Raw genomic sequence first — 14,713 nt, 5'->3', positions numbered from 1 at the left:
TTGCCGCGTAATAAACTTAACTTGGAACAACCAGTTTGATTGCAAAACGCAATCTATAATCTATCTTGGTTTGGTGATCATAGCGCCAATGAAACACCCGATCCCATCCCGAACTCGGAAGTTAAGCATGGTCGCGCCGATGGTACTGCAGCTCAAGCTGTGGGAGAGTAGGTCATCGCCAATCCTAGATAGATTAATATCTCTCATACGATAAAAAAATATAATCAAAACACATTCCCAACGCACAGTTGCAATTCATTTACACATGAAATGATATCAATATGGCTTACAAAATAACAAAAGCTGTAAATGATATGCAAAATAAACATATTAAAATAACAATACACGCCGGTGCCCATAAAACCGCAACCACGCATCTACAAAACAGGCTACTCGAAAATGAAAACCTGTTTGCGAAAGGCGGTTGCTCATATCTGGGGCCCGAAAAAATCCGTGAGGAATTCGGAACTCTCTGGAAAGCATTGGGACGAAAAGAGAAAAATCAACAACAAAAAAGAAAATTTGCGGATTTGGCGGCTGGCCAACCACGACTTTTGATTTCGGAAGAAAACATCATTGGCGGGTTTAAAGACTTGATGAATGGCCCCAATCGGGAGATGATATATCCTAAAGCTATCGAGCGCTTGACCCGTCTGGCCCAACTTGTCGCGCCCAATCCGTTGCACATCGCCATGGCCGTGCGGGAACCTTGTTCTTATTATGTGTCTGTCTACAATCAATTGCTGCTCTCGGGGCGGTTCCAGACTTGGGAGCGGTTCTCAAAAGGATTGGATCCGACGGCGGTCAAATGGTCCGATATCCTGCGCCCCATGGCCAAAATCCCGGGCGTGGCTCAGGTTTCGATATGGCGATATGAGGACTATCACAGGGTGTTTCCACAGGTTCTGGACAGGCTAATCGGCCAGCCGCGCCCTGAAATTCCATCACTGCTGGAAAAACGCCTGCACGCCGGCCTCTCGGAGCGGGCCGTAAACGCCTGCTGCACCTGGCATGCGGCAGGTTACGGCGGGCGCCTGGGTGCGGTTGCGCGGGAAGATTTCCCCATTTCTGACGTCTATCCCAAGTTTGCGCCTTGGCCGGAAGCGCTGGTGCGCGAAAGCCAGGCGGCCTATGGCCAAGATATTGACGCGCTTGGCCGAGCCCACGAGATCACAGTTCTCGAATGATGTGTTTCAAAGGGTTGAAACACCGCTCAAGTCAGCGTATCTGCGCTTAATCACTAATGTTCTGAGGATCATCATGGCGCGCACGAACCCATTTCAATTTATCCAGCAGACACGGGCGGAGATCACAAAGGTTGTGTGGCCCACCCGCCGCGAGGTTTTGATCACCACTGCGATGGTCTTGGTTCTGGCGATCATTGCTGCGATTTTCTTCTCTGGCATCGATGCTGTGATCCGCTTGGGGCTGCGCTCTGTCTTAGGCATGTTCTAAACAAGTCCGATGCCGGCTCTTGAAAATAGGGGCCATGGAGGGTACTGGGCTTACGAACAACTCATGGCGTGCGGCGATTCGGCCTCACGCCCGTTTTCATTTAGCGCCGAATGCGTTGACGTTTGAATTTTCGGGCCAGGCCCGATCAAGGTGAAGGGCCATAAAATGGCAAAAAGATGGTATTCCGTAAGTGTTCTGTCGAACTACGAAAAGAAGATCGCAGAGGCCATTCGCCAGTCGGCTATCGATTCCAATATGGAAGAGCAAATCGAAGAGGTTTTGGTTCCTACGGAAGAGATAATCGAGGTGCGCCGTGGTAAGAAAGTGACCACAGAGCGCCGCTTCATGCCGGGCTATGTTTTGGTGCGGATGGAGCTGTCTGACGAGGCCTATCACCTGATCACCTCCATCAATCGCGTCACTGGATTTTTGGGCCCACAGGGTCGCCCCATGCCGATGCGCGATGCCGAGGTGAACCAAATCTTGAACCGCGTTCAAGAGGGTGAAGATACACCGCGCACATTGATTCATTTTGACATCGGTGAGCAAGTTAAAATCAACGGTGGGCACTTTGAAGGCTTTGACGGCAACGTCGAAGAAGTCGATGATGAGAACCAACGCTTGAAAGTGACCGTGTCCATTTTTGGCCGCGCCACCCCCGTGGAATTGGAATTCACTCAGGTCTCAAAACAGGTCTGAGCGATCTGCGCCTCTGGCGCAATCTGCCCGTTGGGGCATGTGGGAGGTTTCTGTCACGCGTGACAGGCCGGACCACATCAACATAGCCCAGTGATCGCGATCATGGGTGTTTGAAAAAGGAGCAGCCGAAATGGCTAAAAAAATCGCTGGTACGATGAAACTGCAGATTCCTGCAGGTGCAGCAAACCCCTCCCCGCCAGTGGGCCCTGCATTGGGTCAACGCGGGATCAACATCATGGAATTCTGTAAAGCGTTTAACGCAAAAACAGCCGATATGGAGCAAGGTGCACCTTGCCCGACTGTGATTACATATTACCAGGACAAATCTTTCTCCATGGAAGTTAAGACACCGCCGGCGTCTTACTACCTGAAGAAAGCCGCGGGCCTGAAGCCTGTTGGCAAGCGCAACCGCCCACGCGGTGCGGAAAATCCAGGTCGTGAAACTGTGGCAACCGTTACAGTCGCTCAGGTGAAAGAAATCGCTGAAGCGAAAATGAAAGATCTGAATGCCAACGATATCGAAGGCGCAATGCAAATCATCCTGGGCTCAGCTCGGTCTATGGGCATAGAGGTGAAGTAAGATGGCAAAATACGGAAAACGCACCACCACCGCACGCGCTGCATTCGCTGGCAAATCCATGGTCACAGTTGAAGAGGCTGTGGCGCTGATCAAAAGCGTCGCGACTGCGAAATTTGATGAATCACTTGAGATCGCGATGAACCTTGGTGTTGACCCACGTCACGCCGATCAAATGGTTCGCGGCACAGTGAACCTGCCCAACGGCACAGGTAAATCCGTTCGGGTTGCTGTCTTTGCCCGTGGCCCGAAAGCTGAAGAAGCTTTGGCTGCCGGTGCAGATGTTGTTGGCGCAGAAGATCTGATGGAAATCGTGCAAGGCGGCAAGATCGACTTTGATCGCTGCATCGCGACACCGGATATGATGCCCGTCGTGGGTCGTTTGGGCAAAGTGTTGGGCCCACGCAACCTGATGCCAAACCCGAAAATTGGGACGGTGACGATGGATGTCAAAGAAGCGGTTGAAGCGGCTAAAGGTGGTCAGGTTCAATTTAAAGTAGAAAAAGCTGGCGTTATTCACGCGGGCATCGGCAAAGTATCCTTTGATGATGCGAAATTGGCTGAAAACGTGCGCTCCTTCGTGGATGCAGTCTCCAAAGCCAAACCGTCGGGTTCCAAAGGCGCTTACATGAAGAAAATCGTTTTGAGCTCAACAATGGGCCCAAGCGTAACTTTGAACGTTGACAGCGCGACAGGCCAATAAGCCGCACTGTCTCTTGTATTCATAAAAATGGCGGGCTCTTGGGTCCGCCATTTTTCGTTTGTGGCGTCCGCAGGGCGCGTCGATTTTAGTCTTTGGCCAAAAACCATTTGAGCCCTTGCCCAATCCTTGCGAATCCCCTAAACGAACCCTCGACCCCCTGGCACTTTGTGACCGGGGTGTCATTCTGTCCGAGATGGTGGGTGCCGTGAGGCTTAATTTCCTGCCTGAGATGGAGATTAGGACGAATTTCCGGAAGGGTTCCTTCGGGTGATTTTGGCTTTGGTCTCATATCATGGACTCTAACGTGGCGGGAAACTGCCACAGAACTGAGCCGAGGGGACCTTAAAAGCCCCTCATAATTTGGAGTGAAACTGTGGATAGAGCACTGAAAGGGAAGTTGGTCGAAGAACTCGGTCAAATCTTTGAAAGCTCTGGCGTCGTGGTGGTTAGCCGCTACGAGGGTATGACAGTTGCTGAAATGCAGGACCTGCGCGCGCAAATGCGTGAAGTTGGTGGGTCTGTGCGTGTTGCCAAAAATAGGCTCGCCAAAATCGCCCTTGATGGGAAGCCTTGCGCAAGCATCGCAGACCTTCTGACGGGTATGACCGTTCTCGCTTATTCCGAAGACCCTGTGGCTGCTGCCAAAGTGGTTGAGGCGTACTCAAAAGGCAATCCAAAGCTGGATATCCTGGGTGGTGCGATGGGCGAAAACGCATTGGACGTCGCCGGTGTCAAAGCTGTTGCCGCAATGCCAAGTCGCGAGGAGCTTATTGCTTCCATCGTGGGTTGCATTGGTGCACCTTCCAGCAACATCGCCGGGGCCATTGGCGCACCTGCAAGCAATATCGCAAGCATTCTCTCGACCATCGAAGAGAAGGCTGCTTAAGCAACCAAACATCCTCGTGGGTTTAAACCCGTCGTTGGAACACACTTATTAATTGGAAAGAGTCTAAAATGGCTGATCTGAAAAAACTTGCAGAAGACATCGTTGGTCTGACACTGCTCGAAGCACAAGAACTGAAAACTATTCTGAAAGATGAATATGGCATTGAGCCCGCTGCTGGCGGCGCTGTCATGATGGCTGGTCCTGCTGGCGATGCTGGCGGTGCAGCTGAAGAGCAAACAGAATTCAACGTAATTCTTGTTGCTGCTGGCGCATCTAAAATCAACGTCATCAAAGAAGTCCGCGCCATCACTGGCCTGGGTCTGAAAGAAGCTAAAGAATTGGTAGATGCTGGCGGCAAAGCTGTCAAAGAAGGCGTCGACAAAGCTGAAGCTGACGACATCAAAGCCAAGCTCGAAGCTGCTGGCGCTGAAGTCGAAGTAAAGTAATTTCAGACCTGTTCTGAAATTGGCTGGGGGCAGTTTTCTGCTCCCAGCCTTTGTCGTCTTAAAGCTACAGGGCGAAAGCCTTTGCGATAAGACAGCAGATCTTTCCTGATAGGCGCCCAAATGGGGGCGTCTTTCAGGGTAGGTTCATAGGTCGGGCGAGTGTCTTTGGGACGACATTCAAGAATAGGCCGAACCACAACCCGTTCTCAGATGTGCGCATCGCCGGTCCCCGACGGCAATGCGACAGTCGAGATGAAAGGTTACGTAACGCATGGCTATGTCATTCCTAGGTCAAAAACGTTTGCGCAAATATTACGGTAAAATCCGTGAAGTTTTAGAAATGCCAAATTTGATTGAGGTTCAAAAATCCTCATATGATTTGTTCTTGAAATCCGGTGATTCCCTACAGCCGCTCGACGGCGAAGGCATCAAGGGTGTTTTTCAATCGGTCTTCCCGATTAAAGATTTTAACGAAACCGCAATTTTGGAGTTCGTAAAATACGAGCTGGAAAAACCAAAATATGATGTGGAAGAGTGCCAACAGCGCGACATGACATATGCAGCTCCCTTGAAGGTGACACTGCGCTTGATCGTGTTTGAAGTAGATGAAGACACCGGTGCGAAATCGGTTAAAGATATCAAAGAGCAAGACGTCTTCATGGGCGATATGCCGTTGATGACACCGAACGGCACATTTGTGGTCAATGGCACAGAGCGGGTGATTGTTTCCCAGATGCACCGCTCCCCTGGTGTGTTCTTCGATCATGACAAGGGCAAATCCCATTCTTCGGGTAAATTGCTGTTTGCTTGCCGGATTATTCCCTACCGCGGCTCTTGGCTCGATTTTGAGTTTGACGCCAAAGACGTGGTTTACGCGCGCATCGATCGCCGCCGTAAATTGCCTGTGACCACTTTGCTTTATGCGCTGGGTCTCGACCAAGAGGGCATCATGGATGCCTATTATGAAACCGTGGATTATACCTTCAAAAAAGGCAGCGGTTGGGTCACCAAATTCTTCCCAGAGCGTGTGCGGGGCACACGTCCAACCTATGATTTGTTCGATGCAAAAACGGGCGAGATGATTGCTGAAGCCGGCAAGAAAGTGACGCCACGCGCGGTCAAGAAATTGATCGACGAAGGGGCTGTGTCAGATCTTCTGGTGCCTTTCGATCAAGTCGTTGGCAAATTCGTTTCCAAAGACATCATCAACGAGGAAACCGGCGCCATTTATGTGGAAGCGGGTGATGAGTTGACTTGGGAGCTGGACAAAGATGGCGAAGTCATCGGCGGGTCTTTGAAAGATCTGTTGGATGCCGGCATAACCACAATCCCAGTGCTCGACATCGATAATGTGAATGTGGGCGCCTATATGCGCAACACAATGGCGATGGACAAGAATATGTCTCGCGACACAGCATTGATGGATATTTACCGCGTGATGCGTCCGGGTGAGCCGCCCACCGTGGATGCGGCCTCTGCCTTGTTTGACACGTTGTTCTTTGACAGTGAGCGCTATGATCTCTCTGCCGTGGGCCGGGTGAAAATGAATATGCGTTTGGCTTTGGATGCAGAAGATACCGTGCGCACATTGCGCCGCGAAGATATCGTTGCCTGTGTCAAAGCCTTGGTTGATTTGCGAGATGGTCGCGGTGATATCGACGATATTGACCACCTCGGCAACCGCCGGGTGCGCTCGGTTGGTGAGTTGATGGAGAACCAATATCGCGTAGGTCTGTTGCGTATGGAACGCGCAATTAAAGAGCGGATGTCCTCTGTCGAAATCGACACTGTGATGCCGCAAGATTTGATCAATGCGAAACCTGCGGCTGCTGCTGTGCGTGAGTTCTTTGGCTCCAGCCAGTTGTCACAATTCATGGACCAAACCAATCCCTTGTCGGAAGTCACTCACAAACGCCGTCTCTCGGCGCTTGGCCCTGGCGGTTTGACCCGTGAGCGTGCTGGTTTTGAAGTGCGCGACGTGCACGCCACCCACTACGGTCGGATGTGTCCTATTGAAACGCCAGAGGGGCCGAATATTGGTCTGATCAACTCATTGGCGACATTCGCACGTGTGAACAAATATGGCTTTATCGAAACACCTTACCGCAAAGTTGTGGACGGTGTTGTGACCGATGATGTGCAATATATGTCTGCCACAGAAGAAATGCGTCACACGGTGGCGCAGGCCAACGCGGCATTGGATGAGAACGGTAAGTTCAAAAATGATCTGGTCTCAACCCGTCAAAATGGTGATTACACTTTGGCGCAATCCAGCGCTGTTGATTTGATCGACGTGTCGCCAAAGCAGTTGGTCTCCGTTGCGGCCTCCTTGATCCCATTCCTTGAAAATGACGATGCCAACCGTGCTTTGATGGGCTCGAACATGCAGCGTCAAGCCGTGCCATTGCTGAAGGCGGAAGCGCCTTTGGTTGGGACCGGTATTGAAGAAGTGGTGGCGCGCGATTCCGGTGCGGCGATCATGGCCAAGCGCGGCGGTATCATCGACCAAGTGGATGCACAGCGGATCGTGATCCGGGCCACGGAAGATCTTGAGCTTGGTGATGCGGGTGTGGATATCTACCGCATGCGCAAATTCCAGCGCTCAAACCAAAATACCTGTATCAACCAACGCCCCTTGGTGAAGGTTGGCGATTATGTTCGCAAAGGCGAAGTGGTCGCCGATGGTCCCTCCACTGATATCGGTGAGTTGGCCTTGGGCAAGAACGTGGTTGTCGCCTTTATGCCTTGGAACGGATATAACTATGAAGATAGTATCCTGATCTCAGAGCGTATTGTGCGCGATGACGTGTTCACCTCGGTTCACATCGAAGAATTTGAAGTGGCCGCGCGCGACACCAAACTTGGCCCTGAGGAAATCACCCGTGATATTCCGAACGTTGGCGAAGAGGCTCTGCGCAACTTGGACGAAGCGGGCATCGTGTATATCGGTGCGGAAGTGGGTCCAGCGGATATCTTGGTTGGTAAAATCACACCAAAAGGCGAAAGCCCGATGACACCAGAGGAAAAGCTCTTGCGGGCGATCTTCGGGGAGAAGGCCTCTGACGTGCGCGACACCTCTTTGCGTCTGCCACCGGGTGACTATGGCACAATCGTGGAAGTGCGTGTGTTCAATCGCCATGGCGTTGAAAAAGATGAACGTGCTTTGCAGATCGAGCGTGAAGAAGTTGAGCGTTTGGCGCGCGACCGTGACGATGAGCTGACCATCTTGGATCGCAACATCTATGCACGTCTGCGGTCGATGATTGAAGGCCGCGAGGCTGTGAAAGGTCCAAAAGGCACCAAGGGCGGTCTTGTGAGCGCTGAATTGCTGGATGAGACACCCCGCAGCCATTGGTGGCAGTTCGCCATGAAAGAAGAGGGCGATGCCCAGGTGGTTGAAGCGCTGAATGAACAATATGAAGCGCAAAAACGCACCCTGGATGCCCGCTTTGAAGATAAGGTCGAAAAAGTTCGCCGTGGTGATGATCTCCCGCCGGGCGTGATGAAAATGGTCAAAGTATTCGTAGCGGTGAAGCGCAAGCTGCAACCGGGCGATAAAATGGCCGGTCGTCACGGCAACAAAGGTGTCATCTCCAAAGTTGTCCCAATGGAAGATATGCCTTTCTTGGGTGACGGGACACCTGTGGACTTCGTTCTGAACCCGCTCGGCGTGCCGTCACGGATGAACGTCGGCCAAATTCTTGAAACCCACATGGGTTGGGCCGCGCGCGGCTTGGGAATTCAGATTGATGAGGCCTTGGGTGAGTATCGCCGGTCTGGTGACTTGACCCCTGTGCGTGACGCTATGCGGATTGCTTACGGCGATGACGTCTATGCGGAAGGTATTGAGGGCATGGATGAGGCCTCATTGCTGGAATCGGCTGGCAATGTCATCAATGGTGTTCCAATCGCAACGCCTGTGTTTGACGGTGCGAAAGAAGCAGATGTGAACGACGCATTGCGCCGGGCAGGCTTTAGCGAAAGCGGACAGTCGGTCTTGTTTGATGGCCGTACAGGCGAGCAATTTGCCCGCCCTGTGACGGTTGGCATCAAGTATCTTCTGAAATTGCACCACCTTGTGGATGACAAAATTCACGCACGCTCTACTGGTCCATACTCGCTGGTCACCCAGCAGCCATTGGGCGGTAAAGCGCAATTTGGTGGTCAACGCTTTGGGGAGATGGAAGTTTGGGCGCTGGAAGCTTATGGCGCGGCTTACACCTTGCAAGAAATGCTGACGGTGAAATCGGATGACGTTGCTGGCCGGACGAAAGTCTATGAAAGCATCGTGAAGGGTGAGGATAATTTCGAAGCTGGAATTCCAGAATCGTTTAACGTTCTTGTCAAAGAAGTCCGTGGCCTTGGCCTGAATATGGAACTCCTGGATGCGGAGGTGGAGGAGTAGACTGCGCGCCCGCGCATTCTACGCCCACCGTCCCTCCCTCTGATTAAAAGGAATTTAAGATGAACCAGGAACTATCAACCAACCCGTTTAACCCGATTGCGCCGCCCAAAGCCTTTGATGAAATCAAAGTCTCTTTGGCCAGCCCTGAGCGGATCCTGTCTTGGTCTTTTGGTGAAATTAAGAAGCCAGAAACCATCAATTATCGCACGTTCAAACCCGAGCGGGACGGCCTGTTCTGCGCGCGTATCTTTGGCCCGATCAAAGATTATGAATGTCTGTGCGGCAAGTATAAGCGCATGAAATATCGCGGCGTTGTCTGCGAGAAATGCGGCGTGGAAGTGACCTTGCAGAAGGTCCGCCGCGAGCGGATGGGCCACATCGAATTGGCCAGCCCCGTTGCGCATATTTGGTTTTTGAAATCTCTGCCGTCGCGCATTGGTTTGATGCTGGATATGACTTTGCGCGACCTTGAGCGGATCTTGTATTTCGAAAACTATGTGGTCATTGAACCGGGCCTCACGGACCTCACCTATGGCCAGTTGATGAACGAAGAAGAGTTCCTCGATGCGCAGGATATCTATGGCATGGATGCCTTCACCGCCAATATTGGCGCGGAAGCCATTCGTGAAATGTTGTCCTTGATTGATCTGGAAGCAGAAGCCGAACAACTGCGCGTTGATCTGTCAGAAGCCACCGGTGAATTGAAGCCAAAGAAGATCATCAAGCGCTTGAAAATCGTTGAGAGCTTCATTGAATCTGGCAACCGTCCCGAGTGGATGATCTTGACTGTGATCCCTGTGATCCCACCTGAGTTGCGCCCCTTGGTGCCTCTGGATGGCGGCCGTTTTGCGACTTCTGATTTGAACGATCTTTATCGTCGTGTGATCAACCGCAACAACCGTCTGAAGCGCCTCATTGAGCTGCGCGCGCCCGACATCATTGTGCGCAACGAAAAGCGCATGTTGCAAGAATCTGTTGATGCCTTGTTCGACAATGGCCGTCGGGGCCGGGTGATCACCGGGCAAAACAAACGCCCGTTGAAATCCTTGTCTGACATGCTCAAAGGCAAGCAGGGTCGTTTCCGTCAAAACCTCTTGGGCAAACGCGTCGACTTCTCTGGTCGTTCGGTGATTGTGACCGGTCCTGAGCTCAAGCTGCACCAATGCGGCTTGCCAAAGAAAATGGCGTTGGAGCTCTTTAAGCCCTTCATTTACAGCCGCTTGGAGGCCAAAGGCCTGTCCTCGACTGTAAAACAAGCCAAGAAACTGGTTGAAAAGGAGCGGCCGGAAGTTTGGGATATCCTTGATGAGGTGATCCGTGAACATCCCGTCATGCTCAACCGTGCGCCAACTCTGCACCGCTTGGGCATCCAAGCTTTTGAGCCGGTTCTGATCGAAGGCAAGGCCATTCAGCTGCACCCGCTGGTCTGTTCTGCGTTCAACGCTGACTTTGACGGCGACCAAATGGCGGTTCACGTTCCTTTGAGCTTGGAAGCGCAGTTGGAAGCGCGGGTTCTGATGATGTCCACCAACAACGTTCTGTCGCCAGCCAATGGTGCGCCGATCATTGTGCCGTCACAGGATATGATCTTGGGCCTTTATTATACCTCCCTGATGCGTGAAGGCATGAAGGGCGAAGGCATGATTTTTGGCTCCGTGGATGAAGTTCAGCACGCGCTTGATGCGGGGGTTGTGCATCTTCATGCGAAAATCCAATCGCGCATTCCGCAGATTGATGATGAGGGCAATGAGGTTATGGTGCGGTTTGAAACCACACCGGGCCGCGTGCGTTTGGGCGCTTTGCTGCCTCAGAACGCTAAGGCGCCCTTCAGCTTGGTGAACCGCCTTTTGAAAAAGGGCGAAGTTCAGCAGGTCATCGATACGGTCTATCGCTACTGTGGTCAGAAAGAATCTGTGATTTTCTGTGACCATGTGATGACTTTGGGTTTCCGTGAAGCCTTCCGCGCCGGCATTTCCTTCGGCAAGGATGACATGCTGATCCCAGACAACAAATGGACCATCGTTGATGGTGTGCGCGCTCAAGTCAAAGAGTTCGAACAGCAATATATGGATGGTCTGATCACCCAGGGTGAGAAATACAACAAGGTGATCGATGCCTGGTCAAATTGTAATGACCAAGTGACCGACTCTATGATGGATGCGATTGCCTCGGTGAAATACGATGAGACTGGCGCTGAAATGGAGCCGAATTCGGTTTACATGATGGCCCATTCCAAAGCGCGTGGCTCGGTCACTCAGATGAAACAGCTGGGCGGTATGCGTGGTCTGATGGCCAAGCCGAATGGCGATATCATCGAGACGCCGATCATCTCGAACTTTAAGGAAGGTCTGACCGTTCTTGAGTATTTCAACTCAACCCACGGTGCGCGGAAGGGTCTGTCAGATACGGCTTTGAAAACGGCCAACTCTGGGTACCTTACACGTCGTCTTGTGGATGTGGCTCAGGACTGCATCGTGCGCCAGCATGATTGTGGCACGGATCGTTCGATCACTGCACGGGCTGCGATCAATGATGGGGAAGTGATCTCCTCTTTGTCAGAGCGGATCTTGGGCCGGGTTGCGGCCGAAGATGTGATCAAACCTGGCACGGATGAGGTTCTATGCGCCAAAGGTCAGATCATCGACGAGCGCAAAGCGGACTTCATCGAAGAAAATGGCGTGATTTCCATGTTGATCCGGTCGCCTTTGACCTGTGAAACGGAAGATGGCATCTGTGCGGCCTGCTATGGTCGTGATTTGGCCCGCGGTACTTTGGTGAACCAAGGTGAAGCGGTCGGTATCATCGCGGCGCAATCAATTGGTGAACCCGGTACACAGCTCACCATGCGGACATTCCACATTGGTGGTGTTGCGCAAGGTGGTGGCCAGCAATCGAGCCAAGAAAGCAGCCAATCTGGGAAAGTGCATTTTGAGAATGCAATCTTGCTGAAAAACTCAGCCGGTGAGCAGCTCTCCATGACACGGAACATGGTGGCCAGTATTCTTGACGTGGGTGGCGCTGTGATTGCCAGCTATAAGGTGGCCTATGGCTCGAAAATGTTGGTCAAAGATGGCCAAACGATTGAGCGTGGCGACAAGCTGTTTGAATGGGATCCGTTCACATTGCCCATCATCGCTGAGAAATCAGGTGTGGTGAAATATGTTGATCTGGTGTCTGGCATTGCAGTGCGCGACGAGACCGATGACGCCACTGGCATGACCCAAAAAATCGTGACAGATTGGCGCGCTGCGTTAAAAGGCAGCGAATTGGCGCCAAAAATCATCGTCACCGATGAAAAGGGTGAAATGCTGACCCGTGAAGATGGCAATCCAATTGCCTATGCCATGTCCGTCGATGCGGTTCTCTCCGTTGAAGATGGTCAGGACATCAAGGCGGGTGACATTCTTGCGCGTATCCCGCGTGAGGGTGGCCGATCCAAAGACATCACCGGTGGTCTGCCGCGGGTTGCGGAATTGTTTGAGGCCCGTCGCCCCAAAGATCACGCGATCATTGCAGAAATTGATGGCTATGTGCGCTTTGGCAAAGACTATAAAAACAAGCGCCGCATAGCGATTGAACCGGCTGACGAGACTTTGGCAAAAGTCGAATACATGGTGCCAAAAGGCAAGCACATCCCTGTCCAAGAAGGTGATTTCATCAAGAAGGGTGATTACATCATGGATGGCAACCCCGCGCCGCATGACATTCTTGCGGTTATGGGTGTTGAGGCTTTGGCCGATTATATGATCGACGAGGTCCAGGACGTGTATCGCCTGCAAGGGGTGAAGATCAACGATAAGCACATTGAAGTGATTGTGCGTCAAATGTTGCAGAAATGGGAAATCACTGACAGTGGCGAGACAACCTTGCTTAAGGGCGAGCATGTCGACAAAGCTGAATTTGATGCGGCCAATGAAAAGGCCCTCTCAAAAGGCACCCGTCCTGCACAGGGTGAGCCGATTTTGCTGGGGATCACAAAAGCCTCCTTGCAAACACGCTCTTTCATCTCTGCGGCTTCATTCCAAGAAACCACGCGGGTTCTCACCGAGGCCTCTGTGCAAGGCAAACGTGACAAGCTGATTGGTCTTAAAGAGAATGTCATCGTTGGGCGCTTGATCCCAGCTGGCACCGGTGGCGCGACGCAGAAAATGCGCCGTGTGGCGGCAGATCGTGACAATGTTGTGATCGAAGCGCGCCGTGCGGAAGCCGAAGAGGCGATTGCCTTGGCCGCGCCGGCAGCTGTGGCTGAAACGCCTGATGAGATGTTTGAAAGCCTGTTGGTTGATACAGTTGAGAATAACGAAGAGTAAGACAGTTACACTTTGTGATTTAGGGCCGTTCTTTTGAGCGGCCCTTTTCTTTTGCAGTTGCACTTTTTGTCGAAATAGAGCCCGGTAGATCCGAGACGGTATTGATTTACGCAGCGAAGGCAGATCCATGACTGACAATATCCGCGGAGCGCTCTTTATGGTTTGCTCAATGATTTGTTTTGCTGTGAATGACGCGGTGATCAAATCTTTGGGCGGGGTGCTGCCGATTTTCCAAACGCTTGCGGTGCGCGGCGGGATGGTGGTGGTCCTTCTGGCAATCTTGGTCATGCGCTCTGGTTGGCGGGTGCAGGAGCTTCGGCGCCGCGATCAGATGATCCTATTGCTGCGCGTCGCGGCAGAAGTTGGCGCCGCTTTCTTTATCGTTACGGCTCTGTTCAATATGGAATTGGCCAATATGACGGCCATCTTGCAAATCTTGCCGCTCACCATCCCATTGGCTGCCTTCATGTTCCTCGGGGAGCCTTTGGGTTGGCGCCGATTGGTGGCGATTTGCATCGGTTTTCTGGGGATGTTGTTCATCGTGAAACCGGGCAGTGATGGGTTTAATATTTACTCATTATTTTGTTTGGCAGCGGTGATCTGTGTCACAATTCGTGATCTGACCGCGCGCAGTTTGGGGGCCAAGCTCTCCTCCCAGGAGATGTCGCTCTTTGCCGCCGTCGGCGTGTTCGGCGCGGCGAGTGTGGCAACAATGTTCGAGCCCTGGGTGACGATTTCCCTAGCATCCTGGGCGGCACTATGCGGCTCTTCATTTGCGATTTTATTGGGATATCTGGTCAGTGTTTATGCCATTCGGACAGGGGATGTCAGCTTCACTGCACAGTTTCGCTATATTGGCCTCATTGCTGCATTGATTTTGGGCTATGTGTTTTTTGGCGAATGGCCAGATCGTCTGGCTTTGATAGGGGCTGCGATTATTGTCGGTACAGGCGCCTTTACCCTCTATCGCCAGCGCGCGAGTCGAAAAGTGAAACCTGCTTAGCACTGGCTTTGCGCGGTCGTCTGCGCGCAAGAGCAGATATTCTGCACTTCCGGCCTTGACGTTGAATTTGCGCTGGCATACCTCTCTGACACGGCGCGGGTATGGTGAAATGGTATCATAAGAGCCTTCCAAGCTTAAGGTGCGGGTTCGATTCCCGCTACCCGCTCCAAAATTACCCAATTTTTTCCATCAATAAATACAAACGTATAATGGAAATTGCGTTGTTACG

General features: G+C 52.1%; 10 protein-coding genes, 1 tRNA gene and 1 rRNA gene. All 12 read left to right on the top strand.

The features are described from left to right. Positions 1-69: 69 nt before the first annotated feature. Positions 70-184: ribosomal RNA gene (gene rrf / locus RCA23_RS13970) — 5S ribosomal RNA — on the top strand. Positions 185-554: 370 nt separating this feature from the next. Beyond that, the gene (locus RCA23_RS13965) at positions 555-1,187 is read left to right on the top strand and encodes a hypothetical protein (RefSeq protein WP_169701426.1); all 633 of its coding nucleotides are present in this window, start codon (positions 555-557) and stop codon (positions 1,185-1,187) included. Between the two features lie 73 nt (positions 1,188-1,260). Beyond that, positions 1,261-1,455, top strand: a complete 195-nt coding sequence (secE, locus tag RCA23_RS13960; protein ID WP_044050830.1) for a preprotein translocase subunit SecE — start codon at positions 1,261-1,263, stop codon at positions 1,453-1,455. Positions 1,456-1,620: 165 nt separating this feature from the next. Beyond that, positions 1,621-2,154, top strand: a complete 534-nt coding sequence (gene nusG / locus RCA23_RS13955) for a transcription termination/antitermination protein NusG (protein ID WP_044050829.1) — start codon at positions 1,621-1,623, stop codon at positions 2,152-2,154. A 130-nt stretch (positions 2,155-2,284) separates the two neighbouring features. Then, positions 2,285-2,734 (top strand): 50S ribosomal protein L11, encoded by a 450-nt coding sequence (gene rplK, locus RCA23_RS13950; RefSeq protein WP_044050828.1) that lies wholly within the window; start codon positions 2,285-2,287, stop codon positions 2,732-2,734. Between the two features lies 1 nt (position 2,735). Further along, the gene (rplA, locus tag RCA23_RS13945; RefSeq protein ID WP_044050827.1) at positions 2,736-3,434 is read left to right on the top strand and encodes a 50S ribosomal protein L1; all 699 of its coding nucleotides are present in this window, start codon (positions 2,736-2,738) and stop codon (positions 3,432-3,434) included. 373 nt (positions 3,435-3,807) lie between these two features. Further along, a complete protein-coding gene (rplJ, locus tag RCA23_RS13940; RefSeq protein ID WP_044050826.1) occupies positions 3,808-4,320 on the top strand; it encodes a 50S ribosomal protein L10 in 513 nt (170 codons plus the stop codon). 68 nt (positions 4,321-4,388) lie between these two features. Further along, a complete protein-coding gene (rplL, locus tag RCA23_RS13935; protein ID WP_044050825.1) occupies positions 4,389-4,766 on the top strand; it encodes a 50S ribosomal protein L7/L12 in 378 nt (125 codons plus the stop codon). Between the two features lie 271 nt (positions 4,767-5,037). After that, positions 5,038-9,171 (top strand): DNA-directed RNA polymerase subunit beta, encoded by a 4,134-nt coding sequence (gene rpoB, locus RCA23_RS13930; RefSeq protein ID WP_044050824.1) that lies wholly within the window; start codon positions 5,038-5,040, stop codon positions 9,169-9,171. Between the two features lie 59 nt (positions 9,172-9,230). Continuing rightward, positions 9,231-13,481: a DNA-directed RNA polymerase subunit beta' gene (gene rpoC, locus RCA23_RS13925; protein WP_044050823.1), complete on the top strand. Its 4,251-nt coding sequence runs from the start codon at positions 9,231-9,233 to the stop codon at positions 13,479-13,481. Positions 13,482-13,608: 127 nt separating this feature from the next. Continuing rightward, positions 13,609-14,484, top strand: coding sequence for a DMT family transporter (locus tag RCA23_RS13920; RefSeq protein WP_044050822.1), 876 nt, complete (start codon positions 13,609-13,611; stop codon positions 14,482-14,484). Positions 14,485-14,579: 95 nt separating this feature from the next. Next, positions 14,580-14,653 (top strand) — tRNA-Gly (locus tag RCA23_RS13915). The last annotated feature ends 60 nt before the right edge of the window (positions 14,654-14,713 follow it).

The organism is Planktomarina temperata RCA23, from assembly GCF_000738435.1.
Taxonomy (GTDB): Bacteria; Pseudomonadota; Alphaproteobacteria; order Rhodobacterales; family Rhodobacteraceae; genus Planktomarina; species Planktomarina temperata.
Note: the sequence above shows the minus strand (reverse complement) of the source record. Positions and strands in the feature narration are given on the sequence as shown.

Excerpts from the sequence above, each read along its gene's own strand:
- RCA23_RS13920 (WP_044050822.1), top strand. The coding sequence starts at position 13,609 with ATGACTGACAATATCCGCGGAGCGCTCTTTATGGTTTGCTCAATGATT.
- secE (WP_044050830.1), top strand. The coding sequence starts at position 1,261 with ATGGCGCGCACGAACCCATTTCAATTTATCCAGCAGACACGGGCGGAG.
- nusG (WP_044050829.1), top strand. The coding sequence starts at position 1,621 with ATGGCAAAAAGATGGTATTCCGTAAGTGTTCTGTCGAACTACGAAAAG.
- rplL (WP_044050825.1), top strand. The coding sequence starts at position 4,389 with ATGGCTGATCTGAAAAAACTTGCAGAAGACATCGTTGGTCTGACACTG.
- rplK (WP_044050828.1), top strand. The coding sequence starts at position 2,285 with ATGGCTAAAAAAATCGCTGGTACGATGAAACTGCAGATTCCTGCAGGT.
- rplA (WP_044050827.1), top strand. The coding sequence starts at position 2,736 with ATGGCAAAATACGGAAAACGCACCACCACCGCACGCGCTGCATTCGCT.
- rpoB (WP_044050824.1), top strand. The coding sequence starts at position 5,038 with ATGGCTATGTCATTCCTAGGTCAAAAACGTTTGCGCAAATATTACGGT.
- rpoC (WP_044050823.1), top strand. The coding sequence starts at position 9,231 with ATGAACCAGGAACTATCAACCAACCCGTTTAACCCGATTGCGCCGCCC.